The organism is Paludisphaera rhizosphaerae, from assembly GCF_011065895.1.
Taxonomy (GTDB): domain Bacteria; phylum Planctomycetota; class Planctomycetia; order Isosphaerales; family Isosphaeraceae; genus Paludisphaera; species Paludisphaera rhizosphaerae.
This window is the reverse complement of the sequence record NZ_JAALCR010000008.1, coordinates 1-16,059: the sequence shown is the minus strand read 5'-3', so window position 1 is coordinate 16,059 and position 16,059 is coordinate 1. Positions and strand designations below refer to the sequence as shown.

Sequence of the window (16,059 nt, the reverse complement as noted above, 5' to 3'; positions counted from 1 at the left end):
GAAGACACTGACATGATCCATCTGGCCCACGGCGACATCCTGAAGCACGAAGCGGACGCCCTCGTCAACACCGTGAATTGCATGGGTGTGATGGGTCGGGGGATCGCACTACAGTTTCGCCGTGCGTTTGAGGACAACTACGAGGCCTACCGCAAAGCCGCCAAGGCCGGCGACGTCATCCCTGGTCGAATGTTCGTCTTCGATCGTGCCACGCTTGAACAACCTCGCTGGATCATCAACTTCCCCACCAAGCGGCACTGGAAGGCCGACAGCCGGGTCGAGGACGTTGAAGCCGGCCTGGTCGATCTGGTCCGCGTCATCCGGGAGCAGGGGATCAAGTCGATCGCCATCCCTCCCCTGGGCTGCGGCCTGGGCGGCCTGGACTGGGCCGAGGTGCGTCCCCTGATCGAGCATGCTCTGTCAGCCGTCCCCGAGGTCGACGCCTACCTGTTCGAGCCCGGCAACGCCCCCCCGGCCCGGGAGATGGTCAACCGGACGAAGCGTCCCAAGCTGACGTCCGGCCGGGCGGCGGTCCTGGGATTGATGCGGAACTACCTTTCCGGGGTGATGGACGTCGGGGTCTCCCTCCTGGAGATCCACAAAATGATGTACTTCCTCCAGGTGGCCGGCGAGCCGCTGAAGCTCGACTATAGGCAGGCGGGCTACGGCCCGTATGCCGAGAATCTCCGCCACGTCCTGAAGACCATGGAAAGCCACTACATCCATGGGTATGGTGAAGGTGGGGACGACCCGAGGAAGCCCATCGAACTGGCCGATGGGGCCGCCGAGGAGGGGATTGAATTCCTCCACAGTCACCCCGATACGCTGGAGCGGTTCGACAAGGTCAGTGGTCTGATCGAGGGGTTCGAGTCCCCTTACGGCATGGAGCTGCTGGCCACCGTGCATTGGGTGGCCGATCGTCAGGGAGCGAAGACGGTCGCCGAGGCCGTCCGGAAGGTCCACGACTGGAACGCCCGCAAGACGATGTTCACCCCCCACCAGATCCAGGCGGCGTGGGACCGGCTTCGTCGGTCGGGCTGGATCGATGGACCCCTCGATGCCGACGGACACGTCTGAAAAGGGCCTTGAGTCACTCGTCGTTCAATCGCTTGTGCAGGAAGCGGGTTACCTGCCAGGCTTTCCCGAGGATTACGACCGCGACCACGCCGTCGACCTGTCTCACCTCTTCGCCTTCCTCCAGGCCACCCAGCCGGACGTGGTCGGGGCGTTGAACCTGGGAGATCCGGGGCCGTGACGCCAGCAATTCCTGCATCGGATCCAGGGGGAAGTGACCAAGCGGGGCGTCGTCGACGTCCTCCGCAAGGGGATCAAGCACGGGCCGGTCTCCGTGGACCTCTACTATGGGATTCCGACGCCTGGGAATCAGAAGGCCGCCGAACTCCACGCCGCCAACCGCTTCAGCGTCAGCCGCCAACTCCGGTTCAGCAAGGACGAGACGAAGCTGTCGCTGGACGTTGCCATCTTCCTTAACGGGCTCCCCTTCGCGACGTTTGAACTCAAGAACTCGCTCACGAAGCAGACCAGTGCCGACGCGATCAAGCAGTACCAACGGGACCGGGATCCCAAAGAGCTGATCTTCCTCGCCGGCCGGTGTGCCGTCCATTTCGCCGTGGACGAGTCCGAAGTCTGGATGTGCTCGCAACTGACCGGCAAGGACAGTTGGTTCCTGCCGTTCAACCGGGGATGGAACCACGGTGCGGGCAACCCTCCCAACCCGAACGGCATCAAGACCGACTACCTCTGGAGAGAGGTGCTGACCAAGCCGAGCCTGGCGGACGTCCTAGAGAACTATGCCCAGGTCGTCGAGACGAAGGACTCCCACGGGAGGACGCGACGGACGCCCGTCTTCCCCAGGTATCATCAGCTCGACGTGGTTCGGAGGATCCTGACGGACGCCGGCACCAACGGGGCGGGCTGCAGTTACCTGATCCAGCACTCGGCGGGATCCGGGAAAAGCAACTCGATCACCTGGCTTGCCCACCAACTCGTGGAATTGACGCAGGGGGGTAAGCCGGTCTTCGATTCGATCATCGTCGTGACCGATCGAACGGTCCTGGACAAGCAGATCAGGGACAACATCAAGCGGTTCGCCCAGGTCTCGGCGATCGTCGGTGCCGTCACCCAGGGGTCGGGACAACTCCGGGGGTTCATCGAGCAAGGCAAGAAGATCATCATCTCGACGATCCAGAAGTTCCCGTTCATCATCCAGGAGATCGGCGACGACCACCGGGACCGGCGATTCGCGATCATCATCGACGAGGCCCACTCCAGCCAAGGGGGCCGGACCACGTCGGCGATGCACGTCGCCCTCGGCGAGCACGGCGTCCCCGAAGACGAGTCCGACGAAGACCGCATCATTCGGGCGATGGAGTCGCGGAAGAAGCTCAAGAACGCCAGCTACTTCGCCTTTACGGCCACCCCGAAGAACAAGACGCTGGAAATCTTCGGCGTCCCCCAGCCCGACGGGTCGTTCCGCCCCTTCCACGCCTACACGATGAAGCAGGCGATCGAGGAGAAGTTCATCCTCGACGTGCTCAAATCCTACACGCCGGTCGCGAGCTACTACCGGCTGATGAAGAAGGTCGAGGACGACCCGGAGTTTGACGTCAAGAAGGCCCAGAGGAAACTGCGGAAGTACGTCGAGTCCCACGACCACGCGATCCGGCAGAAGGCCGAGATCATGGTCGACCACTTCCACGACCAGGTGCTCGCCAAGCAGAAGATCGGCGGAAAGGCCCGGGCCATGGTGGTCACCAGCGGGATCGCTCGGGCCATCCAGTACAAGCGGGCCTTCGACGCCTACCTCCTGGAACGTCGGAGTCCACACCGGGCGATCGTCGCGTTCTCGGGAGAGCACGAGGTCGACGGCCAAAAGCTGACCGAGGCCTCGATGAACGGGTTCCCGAGCACCCAGATCCCCGAGACGTTCCGCCAGGACCCGTATCGATTCCTGATCGTCGCCGACAAGTTCCAGACGGGCTACGATGAGCCCCTGCTCCACACGATGTACGTGGACAAGGTCCTCGCGAGCATCAAGGCTGTGCAGACGCTTTCACGGCTGAACCGGGCCCACCCCCAGAAGCACGACTCGTTCGTCCTGGACTTCATGAACGACGTCGACACGATCCAGGCCGCGTTCGCCGACTACTACCGGACGACGATCCTCAGCGAAGCCACCGACCCGAATCGTCTCCACGACCTGAAGGCCGACCTGGACGGTTACCAGGTATACGACCCGGCCGACGTCGCGACGCTGGCGGACCTCTACCTCAAGGGGGCCGACCGAGACAAGCTCGACCCCATCCTCGATGCTGGGGTGGCGGTCTACAACTCAGAACTCGATGAAGACGGCCAGGTTGCATTCAAGGGGAAGGCGAAGGCGTTCGTCCGCACTTACAGCTTCCTCTCCTCGGTTCTCCCGTACGCGAACGTCGACTGGGAACGCCTCTCGATCTATTTGAACTTCCTCACCCCCCGACTTCCCGCCCCGAAGGAGGAAGACCTGTCGAAGGGGATCCTCGAAACGATCGACATGGACAGCTACCGGGTCGAGGTGCGGGCCCAAATGGCGATCGCACTCCCCGATCAAGACGCCGAGATCAATCCTGTCCCCAACGCCTCAGGAGGTCGTCGGCCAGAACCCGAGCTGGAGCGGTTGAGCCAGATCGTCCGGGCGTTCAACGACCAGTTTGGCAACGTCGAATGGAAGGACGGCGACAAGATCCGCAAGCTAGTCGCGGAGGAGATTCCCGCCAAGGTCGCCGCTGACAAGGCTTACCAGAACGCGATCAAGAACTCGGACAAGCAGAACGCCCGGATCGAGCACGACAACGCCCTCCAGCGGATCATGCTCGAACTCATCTCCGATCATACCGAACTCTTCAAGCAGTTCAGCGACAACCCGACGTTCAAGAAGTGGTTGTCCGACATGATCTTCCAGTCGACGTACCACCCGCCCGTCCCAGGCCAAACTGTGAGCCCACCGGGCACTTCTACGACCTGACGAGTGGATTGCTCACGTTGTGCTGAGCTATGGCTGAACGGGCAAATCGCCCAAATCGCCCGAGGCGACCTTTCGGAAATGTCCCACGGGATTTAAACGCACCTGGTCGGCTTCTTGATCGATCTCCCACGATCACCGTCCGAACATAAAAACCCCCCTCCCTTCGGGCACCAGGCTTCGCTTCCTGCCTAGAGACCCTATGTCGACGATCGGGTATCGCTCGACGACGGCCCCCCCTCCCCTAAGTGTGTGCAGAACGCTTAAGCGTTCCTGATCCTCGTCGACCTGGTCGAGCTGGCCGTGTTGAGCCTCAAAGGCCAACCTGCAGGACTTCATCCCGCCCCACGCGTTCCCATCGTTTGATTTCGTGGGTGGCGTCCTAGAAGAAGAGCGGGCGTTGCATCGGGTGTATTCCCTGGCGAGCCCTGACGAAAGGGGGGTCGCCATGGACATCGCCGTGCCCGTCAGTTTGATCAACCTCGCAATGCTCGTCAGCCTTCGCGAGTTCGTCAACGAGTTCAAGGTCGACCGAGCCGGCGTAAGTTGGTCGGCCCAACAGAGGAGCGAAAGAATGCTTGCACTCATTAGGTCGCTGGACGAGGCGATCGTGATTCAGACGCAGGAGGGTGAAGTCGTCGTCCGCCTGGATCGCATCCGGCGAGACAAGCGTTCTGCCGTGATCACCGTCAAAGCCCCTCGCTCGATGAACATCTTCCGCGAGGAAGGCGACCGCACCCCGCGATAAGGTAACCCCACCAGAAGAAAGGTGATGACCATGCCTTGCGAAATCGATTGGTCCGTCGACGCCCCCGCCCGGATGCCTACGCTTACGACGAAGCAGAAGGCGAAGCCCAAGCGGAAGAAGAAGCGGGCCCCTTACCTCTATACGCCCGCCGACTTCGACTTCGCGGACTACGGGATCGGCCCGAAGGACGAGTCGGCGGCCCGCTGGCTGATCAACTGCATCTACTTCAACCACGTCGTTGGTCGGTATGAACGCCACGAATACTGTCCGCTGAACGCCAAGCTCCTGGCGAAGGTGATGGGCGACGGCGTGGCCAGAATCCGCAAGATGTGCGTGGAAGCCGGACTCGTCGACTGTATCGAGCGATACAAGCCCAAGGTCGAGTCCTTCAAGTTCAGGCTCGGCTATGTCCTCCGCGATCGCAAGTTCGTCAGGTGGTCTGGAGACGACCAGTGGTATCTCAACCGCTTCAACGCCTGGAAGGAACTGCTGTCGGCCCCCGACCTCGGCGACCTGGGGAACTACCTGCGGGCGTGGGCGAAGAAGGTCAAGGTCGACAAGACCGGCCTGGAAGAGACGCTGGCCGGGATGAAGCCCGACAAGCGGGAACTCGCCGAGCAGCAGGTGGGCTGGCTCGATCAAGGGGTCGTGCGGGCGACCTGGTGCAAGTACGGTCGGTTCCACACCAACTTCACGAGGCTATGTAAGGAAGTCCGCCAGAAGCACCTGACGATCAACGGCGAACGGCTGTTCGAGATCGACATCCAGGAAAGTCAGACGCTGTTCCTGGGCATACTCCTGATGAACGCCAACGCTTACCTGGATTCCTGCTCACTCCACTCATCTCCCAGTCACAGATACCAGTCCTCTCGTCACCATCCCTGTGAGAACTCCTCCTTCCGCTCCCTTCGCTCCCCATATGATCTGGGTTCTTCCGACAAGTACATTGCAGCCGTAGGTCAGGCAAGGGTTTACGACGATTTTCAGCGTGCGTTCTCGATCGCTGAGCGGGGGGACGCGAAGGTCGAATTCTTCCGGGCCGTCTACTCGGGAAAGCTGGCCAAGTTCAGGGGAGTCTACCCGAAGGCGGCCAGGGTCCTCGCCAAGCTCGTCCGCCTGCATGGCTACAAGTGGGTGAGTCGGGAGATGCAGTGGCAGGAGTCGGACGTCGTGCTCAGGAAGGCCGTGGAACGCCTCAGGGTCGAGCATCCGGACATCCCCGTGGTCACCGTCCACGACTCGATCATGACGACGCAAGTCCACCTGGAGACCGTGTACCGCGTGTTGAGTGAGTCGTTCCAGGGATTGCCGCTGCGACCCCGCTTCCGGGTCGACGGCGAAGAAAGGTGAGCAAGATGAACTACCGCGAAGCCTACAGGAAGATTCGCCGGAAGAACCCCGGACGAGTCATGGGCGAGCACTGGGAGGGCGTGGGGGCTTACCTGGCCGATGGCGTTTGGGCCGATCCCGACTGGTGCGGCCTCCCCGGCGAACTCGAAATCTTCTGGGGCTTCGACCATCTTAATCCCTCTCGTACAGGGTGAGTCGGGCAGGCGGAAGTTGTCGCCGCGTTCTTCGTTCCTTGTGTAGTCGAGTGCGTAAGTGTGAACCGTGGATCGAAGCCCTGGGGAGTCGACGCGGGGAGGTTGACCGAGAAGAGCACGGGCGAAAAGTCCTCACCCCCTGCGTCGTCTCCGTTCGCTCGACTTGTCCCGAGACCGGGCGTCCTAAAAGGAGTAGTGCCGCCAATGGCCGACTACCGGCCGGCGTTACCCTTAGGACTCCACGACATGCATTGTGATAACCCCAGCCGCGATCTTCGCTCGCCCGTCGCCGGTGTCGAGCCCATGCTCTCGATGAGCGACATCGCCCAAGTGCTTGGATGCTCGACCCGGAGTGTTGAACGGATGAGGGCCGCCGGTGAAGTTCCCCCGCCGGATTTCCGGAGGTCGAAGATCATCCGCTGGCGTAGCTCGACCGTCACGAAGTGGATCGGGGCGAACGCCAATTGAGAGACGGTGAATTGGGCCCTATACTGGGGTAGGGCCCTCGTCTTAAAGGATCTTGGATCAAGGGGTTAAGCCGTGGCGAGCTTCCGGAAGCGTGGGAAGATCTGGTACTACCGTTTCGTCGACGCTGACGGCGTCCGTCAGGAGCGGAAGGGGTGTGCCGACAAACGTAAGACCGAGGAGATTGCCCGGCACGTGGAATCGGAGGCCGCAAGCGTCAAGGCGGGGCTCGTCGATCCAAGAGATGTGGCCCGCCGTGATCATGCGAGGAAGCCGATCGAGGTCCACCTAGCGGCCTACGAGGAGCATCTGAAGGCGACCGACAAGACGGCCCGGCACGTCAAACAGGCGATGCAGCAGGCTCGGGACCTGGCGTCGGCCTCGGGAGTGAACCGGCTTACCGACCTGGACGGGGAGCGTGTTCAGGCGGCTCTAGCGAACCTGAAGGCCGGCGGATCATCTCATTGGACATGCAATCATTATCGGAAGTCTCTCAAGGCGTTCACGAAATGGTGTGTCCAATCCGGTCGGCTTGCCTTCGATCCGCTCTTCGGGGTGGTTGGGTTCAACCCGGAAGAAGACGTGCGTCGAGACCGGAGGACGCTCTCGGCTGACGAACAGATGAGGCTGATCCAGGCCGCCCACGACGGCCCCGTGTGGCGTGGACTGACTGGGCCGGTCCGAGCGATCTGCTATCGGTTGATCTTCGGGACCGGACTACGTCATCAGGAGATCGCGTCCTTGAAGCCCGAGAGCTTCGATTTCGATTCCAGTCCGGCCCGACTCCGCCTCCAGGTGAAGGACAGCAAGAACCGCAAGGGGGCCGATATGGTCATCCCCGACGACGTGGCCGAAGACCTGCGGCTCATCGTGGCGGCCTTGCCCCGTGGGTCGGCCGTGTTCCCCCTGAAGAAGACCACCGGGTCGAAGATGATCCAGGCTGATTTGAAGCGAGCCGGCATCCCCTTCGTGGACGAAGCGGGGAAGCAGTTCGACTTTCACTCCACCCGGGCTCAGTACGCGACGACCCTAGACGCGACCGGAGCCACACTCCGAACGATGCAGACGCTTATGCGGCACTCGACGCCGACCCTGACGGCCCGGTACATCAAGCCCCGAACGTCCGACCTAGAACAAGCCGCCTTGTCGGTCCCCTCTCTCCGCCCCCAAGGACGCATAAGCGAAGGCCTTGCCCACTATTTGCCCCAGGCAGGGGACGCTTCGTGTCGGGACCTGTCGGCCGATGGCGGAGTGGGGGGTTTCGGCGATCCCCGGTCGAAGGATCGCAAGTCGTGCCCGAATCGGCACTTGTCGCCTGCTGGCGGCGTCTGGCGGGAGGGAGAGGCAAGTGACCCCGACGGGAGTCGAACCCGTGCTGCATGCGTGAAAGGCATGTGTCCTAACCACTAGACGACGGGGCCGTCGTTTCGGACAGGGACCAATGTAACGACCGGCTCCCCGGGTGGTCAAGCCGAACCGCTGATGGATCGCGCCGAAAGCCTGGTCGGCTAGAGTCTCCGCAGCGGGGTATAGGCGTCGGAGTAGTCGGGCGGGGTTTGGACGTCGGTGCCGACGACCTCCCCGGTACGCTCGTTCCGCCAGTAGTAGTTTGAGCTGGCGGGGACCTCGTACTGACGGCCCAGCTGGTCGTCGGCGAGGCGCTGGCGATCCATCATGGCGTCGCTTCGATCCTGGCTCAGCCGGTCGTAGACGGCCTGATTCCGTTCCCAACTCCGGTACAGTCCGTCGTTGGCCGCCTGCTGAGTCCAGTAGTTGGCGACGAGCATGTCGCCCACGGCTGACTGTGCTTGGTGGGCCGCCTGCTGGCCGGCGAACCAGTTCCACTGGGCGGCGTTGGCGGCCTGGCCGTTCGCGGCGATGATCGCCTCGTCGCGTTGGGCGATCGCGAACATCCTGGGCGTATTGCGGTAGGACCCGATCATCCGCAAGGTCGTCTGCTCGGCGAGCGCCATTCGGTCGGCGGGGGCGACCGTCAGGTAGACCGTCGCGTTCCAGAACGCCCACATCCCCATCGTGTACTCGCCGTTGAAAGCCGAGGTCGCCAGGATCGAGGCCGCTTTTGGCGGCCCGCCTGGTGGAGGGGCGAGGCGGATCTCGGTCGCCTCGATCCGGAACGATCGGGGAAGGGCCATGCCTTGCTCGCGGATTCCGTTGGCGACCAGGGCCGCGACGTCGGGACGTGGCCGACGCGAGACGGCCTTGGCCCCAGAGAGACGTTTCGGCACGAGGTTTTTGACGTACCAGTCAGCCGCGCGATCGGCGGAGGGGGTGAGGTTAAGGAACATCCCCCCCGCGGCGAGCGGGACCACCTGGCCCTCCCACTGCCCCGGAAAGTGGCAGAGGCTTTGGGGAAAATCCGGGTCGGCGAGGATGGCAACACCATCAGGCGAGATCGCTTCCACCCAGGGCCGACGATCACCGGGTTGGGGATGCGCCAGCCCGCCGCGGGTCCTCCAGCCCCCCGGGACGTCCATCGTGAACGTCCCCTGAACTGGGTCGGTGAAGCGACTGAAGGTCAAGTCGTCGGTGGACGTCCGGTTCGCATCCATGTACGGCCTCCCTTTCCGTGGGATACAGGCGAATCGGGGTGGGCCTGCCCCTTTCAGACCCGCTCAGGCGCACCGTCGGACCGATCGTCACAATCGCGGAAACGCCCAATATCACTCGGAATTCCCGCCCCCTCCACTTAACCCCACGGGAAGCCGATTCGGCTTCGACGCAACGTCGGCGGTCCGACTTGGCTTCGATCCGCGAACGGAGCCAAGCCTAGGCTTCGACGCAAGTCTCGGCCCGTCTGAATGTTAACCTCAATTATCCTGCAACGGGTTTGGGTTCGTCCGCGCGCTTTTCACAGTGCGCGACACGTCGTCGCTGCATTGCATTTCGATTCCGGGATGCCAAAGAGCAAACTCCACCGAAGAGAATTTACTCCAGGATCGCCACTGTGGTCTCAGGTCGCCGCCGGATTCAGCCAGCGAGACGTTCGATTCGTTCGACCTCTCCGGGGGTGAGCTGGAATTGGAGGACTTCGAGGTCCTCGGCCATGTGGTGGGCGTCGGTTGTTCCGGTTAGCGGGATCATGCCGACCTCCATCGCGAACCGGAACACGACCTGTTCGACGGTCCGATCGTGACGCGAGGCGATCCGGGCGATCTCGGGGCGGGCCAGGGCGTTTCGGTTGGCGGTCAGGAGCGAGAAGCCCTGGTAGACGATCCCGTTCGCTGCGCAGAAGCCCCGGACGTCTCGATCCCAGCCACGCTCGGCGTAGCAGCGGTTCTGGACGAAGCGGAGGGGGACGCGGGCCTCGCGGTGGAACGCCTGGAGTTGGTCCAGGCCGACGTTGCTGACGCCGAGCAGCCGGGCGCGACCGTCGTCGTGGAGCTTCTCCATCGCCCGCCAGGCTTCCCAGTCCTCCTCAACGAGACCGAACCGGCGAGAAGGCCCGTGGAGCACGAAGGAATCGATGACCTCGACCCCCAGGTGATCGAGCGAGTTGGCGAACGACTGCTGCACCTGGACGCCGACCGGCGCGGCCGGATCGTAAGGGAGGCGGTGGTCCTGGCCATTCACGAACGTGAACTTGGTCTGGAGAAACAGGTCCTCCCGGTTGACCAACCCGGCTTCGATCGCCGCCGCGACGCCCCGCCCGACCTCAGCCTCGTCGTAGTGGCGGAGCTGGTTCGCGGTGTCGATCCCTCGAAAGCCCTGGCGAATCGCGAGTTCGGTCAGGCGCTGAGTCTCCTGCTTCTTCCAGGCGGTGCCGTAGAGGAACCGGGGCACGCGAACGCCGTCGATCAGCAAGTTTTGTAGGTCCATTGCCCAATTGTACCGGCGGCTCGACGATCGGCGTCAGTAGGCGTTGCCGCTGCAATCGAGATCACCGTCCAGGCTTGCTCGGGTGGCCATCGCGCGAAAGACCTTGGGATCGATCGTGTCTCTGACGAATCGGACCACGCCGTCGAAGAAGACGAAGTTCGCTCCGCCGCCGTGAAGGCTGCCGAAGGCCGATTGATGAGCCCGTCGAGACCCCGGGACCACCGTGGGATAGGCCGAGACCCCGGGCAGATCGGTGACGCCCAGTACCATTCCCCACGCCGGGCCGCACGAGCGGACGGGCCAGGAAGGATCGGTGCAATGCTGGACGCCCGGGACGACGCCCGCCCAGGTCGCGTCGGAGAGGGCCCGCGTACGCTCGCCAAGCATGAGCGTCTGGCCCAGCCCGTCGGTGATGTCAGACAGTCTCCACGAAACGTTCCGTCCGAACGGGCCGTCCGAAGCCCCCGTCATCGGATCGATTGAGGTCCCCGCGCAGGCGACGTACGACGAGGGCGAGAGATCGCTCGGCACGCCGCTGACCGATCCGGCTGCGTGGAACGACGCCGGATCGCGCCGGGGCTCGCTCGGGCAGAGCAGGTTGCTCAGGACAGTCGATCGCCCCGTCTGCGAGCCCGGCGCGGCGATCGAAAGGCTGAGATTCAGGGTGTTATAGAGATCCCCTCGCGAGAGAAACGGAAGCGTCAGCGTCCCCCAGCCCCATCCCGGACCAAACTCGCCGACAGCGGGATTCTCCGCACTGACGTAACCGGCGGGGAGCGTGTTCCACGCATCGTGGTAGCTATGAATCGCCAACGCGATCTGCTTGAGATGGCCCGTGCATTGGGCCCTCCTCGCCGCCTCCTGTGACGCGCGAATGGCGGGTAGGATAATCGCCAGGAGGAAGGCGATCACGGCGATGAGGGCCATCATCTCGACCAGCGTCAATCCGCGACACCGTGCAGCGCGATCCGTAAGTAGGCTTGCCATCGACACCTCGGGTTCGATCTCGGAGTCGTGACCCCTCGTGACGCCATTCTACGACCGTCGTCGGACGAGGCAATCGATGGGTGCCGAATGGTGCGGTTTCGTGTCTGTCAGCCTTCGCGGAGCTGCTCGATGACGGCTTTTGCAACGCTGTGGGTGCTGGTGGGGTTTTGGCCGGTGATGAGACGGCCGTCGACGACGACGTGGTCGCCCATCGCCAGCCAGGCCTTGCTGTAGGTCGCGCCTCGGGCCTGCAGTTCTTCCTCCAGGTTGTACGGGACGGCGTCGGCCCGGTCGAACTTCACCTCCTCGTTCCAGGAGAAGCCGGTGACGGTCTTGCCGGCGAGGAGGTACGAGCCGTCGGCCAGCTTGACGTTCAGCAGTCCCGCCGCGCCGTGGCAGACGGACGCGACGACCTTGCCGGCCTGCCAGAAGTCGGCCACGAGCTTCTGAAGCTCGGCCGAATCGGGGAAGTCGAACATGACGCCGTGGCCGCCGGTCATGTAGATCGCGTCGTACTTCGAGGCGTCCACGTCGGCGAGCTTGAGCGACGCATCGAGGCGGTCCATGAACGCCTTGTCCTTGTAGCGTTCGATCGTCCCGCCCGTCTTCAGGAACTCGTGGGCGAGGCTCTCCGGGTCGAGGGGGATCTGCCCTCCTTGGGGACTGGCAAGGTCCATCAGATACCCGGCCTCCTCGGCGACGTCGTAGAAATGCGTCAACTCGCCGAGCCAGAGGCCGGTTCGATATCCGACCGTTTGGTACTCGTCCGCGCTCGTTGCAATGATCAGAATTCGGCTCGTTCCGGCCATGGCTCACCCCCGGTCCATTCGATGCGATCGGCGTCCGCACGTTGGAGGTTCATGCAAAAGTCGATCCCAGTCGAATGGACGGAGGCTCGTGTTGAAATGGATCAGTAGGCGTCGGCGCTGACGATCTCGCCCCCCTGGGTCGTGCTGAGGGCTCGCCAGGTGTTGAGGTTCAGGGTGTTCTTGGCGAACTTCACGCTGCCGTCGCAGAAAAGGGTGTTGACTCCGCCGGGATGCCGGCTGCGCGCGGCGTACGTCGGCCCCTGGGTGGCGGTCGTGTTCATGCAGGGCGGGTTGGGGGCCTGGATATTCGGGAAGATGGTGGTGCAGTATCCCTGAGTCACGTCCGGGAGTGCGCTGTTGGGGGCCAGCCAGGTCTCGAAGCAGGCGGCGTCGCCCCACCAGGTGTAACCGCGGTACGAGCCGTCCTGGCTCTGGATCACTTCCGAGGCCATCAGCGTGTTGCTCGTGCCGTCAGTGATGGCGGAGATGTTGTAGGTCCGCTGCCGAGAGGGGTAGTACGACGGGTCGCTGTCTGAGAACGGGGCCCCCTGCCACAAACCGCCCGTGTAGTAGGGCGTGGCGTAGGCGGTTCCCGTGGAGCCGGTTTGCAACTCCTGGAAGAATCCGGCGTTGCCGAAGTTCACCGCGTAATTGTGCTCGGTGACGCTGCCGAGCCTCGTCTGCGTGTCGCTCGGACAGGAGAGCGAGGTGAAGAACGAGCCGGTGACGGTGGTGTTCGCCGCGCCGCCGTATCGGAGCGTGCCGTCCGGGTTCTTGGTGCCGTCCGGAAGGAGGTAGCGGCCGGCCGTGTTGTAGGCGTTGTACTGGTTCGTTCCCTCGATGTAGGGAAGGATGAACGTCTGCCAGGTGCCGCACACCGACGACCGGTGGCCCGGCGGGAACGTCCCCACCACGTCGTGGTAGTTGTGCATGGCGATGCCGATCTGCTTCAGGTTGTTGACGCACTGGGCCCGTCTGGCAGCCTCGCGGGCGGCCTGGACGGCGGGAAGCAGCAGGGCGATCAGCACGGCGATGATCGCGATGACGACCAGCAGTTCGATCAGCGTGAAACCGCTTCGCGGGCGACTCATGGGTTTCTCCACCTGGGATAAATTGATGAGTGATCACATGGCGATGATTCCTGGCCGACGGTCGAGCCGCGGCGTCCGGGGATTGGCGCAGGCCGGCTGGGGGCCGGGCCGCGGGGAGGGTGAGAGTTGACGTGAGAACGCCGAGGAGCCGGCGTCGCGGTCACTTGGACTTCGACGAGAGGTCGAAGTCGAAGGTGTTGGGGCCTTCGGGGGTCACCCTGGCGGTGAGGGTCGTCTTGGCGTTGTACTTGCCTGGGATCGGTTCCTTGGCCGGCGGGGCGGGGTCGCCTGGCATCGCGCCGGCGGGGGCCGTCTCAGAGCCCTTGGAACTGGTGATCGAGACCTTGTACGAGCCGGGGACGAGTCCCGCGGCCTGGGACACGGAGTATTTGCCGTCCTCGACGGCGGCGGCGGCGGCCGTGGCCGCCCCCTGGTCGGCGGGCATGAACTGGATCATGCCGCCTTTCAGCGGGGTCCCGTCGAGCTTCACCGCCCCCTCCACGGGCTTGCGCGGCAGTTCGTCGACCTCCCCGCCGCACCCCCCCATTCCGAGGGCGGCGATCAACGCCAGACACGATGAAACCCGACTCGATCGACTCCGAGTGCGCATACGCATCGCTCCTGAGATAGGGGCGGAGAAGGCGATGACCAAGGCGGAGGCGGATCGCGGACGACGCGCCGTGGGAGTGAGAGCCGGCGCGTCCTTGGGAGGGAGAGGTCGACAGGCCCGTATGGAGCGAGAGGTCGGGCCGTCGGTCGCGGCTGTTGGACGCCGCGACGCCCGAACACCTTAAGCGGGGGCGAAGCGCAAAACAAGGCGCTCCGCGAGAATTTCCGAAGAATCGGTGGATTCTTATTCGTTGGGCCGTCAGACCTCGAAGCTCTCGTGGAGGTCGGGGGTGCGGACGGGGTTCTTGACGAACCGCTGCATGACGGGAACGAGGGCGTCCATCGGGCCGGGCTCGCCGTGGACGAGGAAGCCGTGTTCGATGTTCCCGCCGGTCTGCTCGTACCACCAGGCCAGGTCGTTGCGGTCGGCGTGGCCGGAGAAACCGTCGAGGACGTAGACGGCGGCGTTCAGGTCGTACCAGTGGTCGAGGATCTGGACCCGCTCGACGCCGTCGGCGAGCTTCCGGCCCAGGGTGTCCTCGGCCTGGTAGCTGACGATGACGATGGCGTTGTCGGGGTCGGAAACGATGTGCCGCAGGTGATGGCGGATCCGGCCGGCCTCGCACATGCCCGAGGACGAGATGATGATCAGCGGCCCCCGCTGGTAGTTCAGCCGTCGGGAGTCCTCAAAGGTCTGGCAATACTCGACGTACTTGGACCCGAAGTACATCGGGTCCTTGTCCATCAGGGCGCGGGCCTCGGGCGTGTAGGCGTCGGGATAGTCGCGGTGAATGTCGGTCAGGCGGTTGGCCAGAGGGCTGTCGACGAAGATGGGGATCGGCCGGAGCTTGTGGGTCGCGTACAGTTCCTGAAGGCAGTAGACCATCCGCTGCGTCCGCCCCAGGCTGAACGCGGGGATCACGACCTTCCCCTGGAGCCGAATGGCGCGGGCGACGATCGCGTGGAGTTGCTTCAAGAGCTTCTCGTACGGGTCCAACTCCTTGTCGCCGTAGGTGCTCTCGGAGACCAGGATGTCGACGTCCTTGACGATCGCCGGATCGGGGAGAAGGCCGGTGTTGCGGCGGCCGAGGTCGCCGGTGAAGACGAAACGGCGAGGCCGGCCGTTTTCCTCGAAGTCGATCTGAACGATGGCCGAGCCCAGGATGTGGCCGGCGTTGTGGTAGGTGAGCATCACCCCTGGCGCGATCTCGCGGGGCTCGCCGTAGGGGACGCGCGCCAGCCGCTCGATCATCCACTCGACGTCGTAGAGTTCGAAGAGGGGCTCGGGGGCCTCGATGTGAGGGTGGCGGATGTGGGCCAGCCGAACGTCCTCGCGCTGAATCCGCGCGCTGTCGCGAAGCATGACGCTGGTGATGTCGCCGGTGGCGGGGGTGACGTAGAGGTTTCCCTTGTACCCTTGCTTGACCAAAAACGGCAGCCGGCCGATGTGGTCGTTGTGGGCGTGCGAAACGACGACGGCGTCAAGGCTCTCGGGATCGAACGGGAGGTGCCGGTTCTGACTGGCGGGGTCGATTCGATCGGAGTCGAACAGACCGCAATCGAGCAGGATGCGCGACGAGCCGATTTCCAGGAGATGAGCGCTGCCCGTGACCTGCCGGGTCGCACCGTGGAACGTGATTCGCAACCCATGTCCTCCTGACGCTCGCCCCCGCAACCGCTCGCGGGGTGAGGGGACGGCTTCGCCCCCATGCGCCTACGCGATCCCCGGCTGGATCTTCCACCTCGCCATCATGACAGGATCCGAAGATCCGTTCAAGGCTGCCAATCGGGGAAAAGGGGACATTGCTAATATTCATGGTAAAATGTAGAATATAGGACAACGTGCGATCAAACAGAAAGGGGCTAGAGAATGCCGCGGACGGGTCGAGCCTCACTCGGCGGCTACTGTTACCATGTGATCAACCGTGGGAACGCGCGGGCTGAGGTC

11 protein-coding genes, 1 tRNA gene and 2 pseudogenes are annotated in these 16,059 nt (G+C 63.7%); 6 read left to right on the top strand and 8 right to left on the bottom strand.

Annotation, left to right across the window (positions count from 1 at the left end):
* The first annotated feature begins 12 nt into the window (after positions 1-12).
* The 6 genes and pseudogenes from darG to G5C50_RS33220 form a co-directional block, all read left to right on the top strand.
* On the top strand, positions 13-1,077 hold the full coding sequence (darG, locus tag G5C50_RS11815) for a type II toxin-antitoxin system antitoxin DNA ADP-ribosyl glycohydrolase DarG (protein ID WP_165069354.1): 1,065 nt from the start codon (positions 13-15) through the stop codon (positions 1,075-1,077).
* Positions 1,058-4,024: pseudogene (locus tag G5C50_RS11810) on the top strand (type I restriction endonuclease subunit R). Before darG ends, G5C50_RS11810 begins: the two are co-directional and overlap by 20 nt.
* Before the next feature lie 445 nt (positions 4,025-4,469).
* The gene (locus G5C50_RS11805; RefSeq protein WP_165069352.1) at positions 4,470-4,769 is read left to right on the top strand and encodes a carbon storage regulator; all 300 of its coding nucleotides are present in this window, start codon (positions 4,470-4,472) and stop codon (positions 4,767-4,769) included.
* Between the two features lie 24 nt (positions 4,770-4,793).
* Complete coding sequence (locus G5C50_RS11800; RefSeq protein ID WP_206107661.1) at positions 4,794-6,119, top strand: hypothetical protein; 1,326 nt, start codon at positions 4,794-4,796, stop codon at positions 6,117-6,119.
* A gap of 5 nt (positions 6,120-6,124) precedes the next feature.
* Positions 6,125-6,313, top strand: a complete 189-nt coding sequence (locus G5C50_RS11795; protein ID WP_165069348.1) for a hypothetical protein — start codon at positions 6,125-6,127, stop codon at positions 6,311-6,313.
* 816 nt (positions 6,314-7,129) lie between these two features.
* Positions 7,130-7,834 (top strand): annotated as a pseudogene (locus G5C50_RS33220) (tyrosine-type recombinase/integrase); the annotation flags it as partial.
* Between the two features lie 293 nt (positions 7,835-8,127).
* Here G5C50_RS33220 and G5C50_RS11785 read toward each other — a convergent pair.
* The 8 genes from G5C50_RS11785 to G5C50_RS11750 all read right to left on the bottom strand — a co-directional run bounded on the left by G5C50_RS11785 (position 8,128) and on the right by G5C50_RS11750 (position 15,756).
* Positions 8,128-8,199: transfer RNA gene (locus G5C50_RS11785), tRNA-Glu, on the bottom strand.
* Positions 8,200-8,286: 87 nt separating this feature from the next.
* On the bottom strand, positions 8,287-9,348 hold the full coding sequence (locus tag G5C50_RS11780; protein ID WP_165069347.1) for a hypothetical protein: 1,062 nt from the start codon (positions 9,346-9,348) through the stop codon (positions 8,287-8,289).
* A 418-nt stretch (positions 9,349-9,766) separates the two neighbouring features.
* Positions 9,767-10,615: an aldo/keto reductase family protein gene (locus tag G5C50_RS11775; protein ID WP_165069345.1), complete on the bottom strand. Its 849-nt coding sequence runs from the start codon at positions 10,613-10,615 to the stop codon at positions 9,767-9,769.
* 33 nt (positions 10,616-10,648) lie between these two features.
* Complete coding sequence (locus G5C50_RS11770; protein WP_165069343.1) at positions 10,649-11,602, bottom strand: DUF1559 domain-containing protein; 954 nt, start codon at positions 11,600-11,602, stop codon at positions 10,649-10,651.
* Between the two features lie 107 nt (positions 11,603-11,709).
* The gene (locus G5C50_RS11765; protein ID WP_165069340.1) at positions 11,710-12,411 is read right to left on the bottom strand and encodes a type 1 glutamine amidotransferase domain-containing protein; all 702 of its coding nucleotides are present in this window, start codon (positions 12,409-12,411) and stop codon (positions 11,710-11,712) included.
* Positions 12,412-12,512: 101 nt separating this feature from the next.
* Positions 12,513-13,502, bottom strand: a complete 990-nt coding sequence (locus tag G5C50_RS11760; protein WP_165069338.1) for a DUF1559 family PulG-like putative transporter — start codon at positions 13,500-13,502, stop codon at positions 12,513-12,515.
* 160 nt (positions 13,503-13,662) lie between these two features.
* Positions 13,663-14,112: a hypothetical protein gene (locus tag G5C50_RS11755; protein ID WP_240907059.1), complete on the bottom strand. Its 450-nt coding sequence runs from the start codon at positions 14,110-14,112 to the stop codon at positions 13,663-13,665.
* A gap of 258 nt (positions 14,113-14,370) precedes the next feature.
* On the bottom strand, positions 14,371-15,756 hold the full coding sequence (locus G5C50_RS11750; RefSeq protein WP_165069335.1) for an MBL fold metallo-hydrolase RNA specificity domain-containing protein: 1,386 nt from the start codon (positions 15,754-15,756) through the stop codon (positions 14,371-14,373).
* Positions 15,757-16,059: the final 303 nt, after the last annotated feature.

Coding starts and splice junctions, on each gene's coding strand:
- G5C50_RS11805 (WP_165069352.1), top strand. CDS start 4,470: ATGGACATCGCCGTGCCCGTCAGTTTGATCAACCTCGCAATGCTCGTC.
- G5C50_RS11760 (WP_165069338.1), bottom strand. CDS start 13,502: ATGAGTCGCCCGCGAAGCGGTTTCACGCTGATCGAACTGCTGGTCGTC.
- G5C50_RS11770 (WP_165069343.1), bottom strand. CDS start 11,602: ATGGCAAGCCTACTTACGGATCGCGCTGCACGGTGTCGCGGATTGACG.
- G5C50_RS11780 (WP_165069347.1), bottom strand. CDS start 9,348: ATGGATGCGAACCGGACGTCCACCGACGACTTGACCTTCAGTCGCTTC.
- G5C50_RS11765 (WP_165069340.1), bottom strand. CDS start 12,411: ATGGCCGGAACGAGCCGAATTCTGATCATTGCAACGAGCGCGGACGAG.
- darG (WP_165069354.1), top strand. CDS start 13: ATGATCCATCTGGCCCACGGCGACATCCTGAAGCACGAAGCGGACGCC.
- G5C50_RS11800 (WP_206107661.1), top strand. CDS start 4,794: ATGACCATGCCTTGCGAAATCGATTGGTCCGTCGACGCCCCCGCCCGG.
- G5C50_RS11775 (WP_165069345.1), bottom strand. CDS start 10,615: ATGGACCTACAAAACTTGCTGATCGACGGCGTTCGCGTGCCCCGGTTC.
- G5C50_RS11795 (WP_165069348.1), top strand. CDS start 6,125: ATGAACTACCGCGAAGCCTACAGGAAGATTCGCCGGAAGAACCCCGGA.
- G5C50_RS11755 (WP_240907059.1), bottom strand. CDS start 14,112: ATGCGCACTCGGAGTCGATCGAGTCGGGTTTCATCGTGTCTGGCGTTG.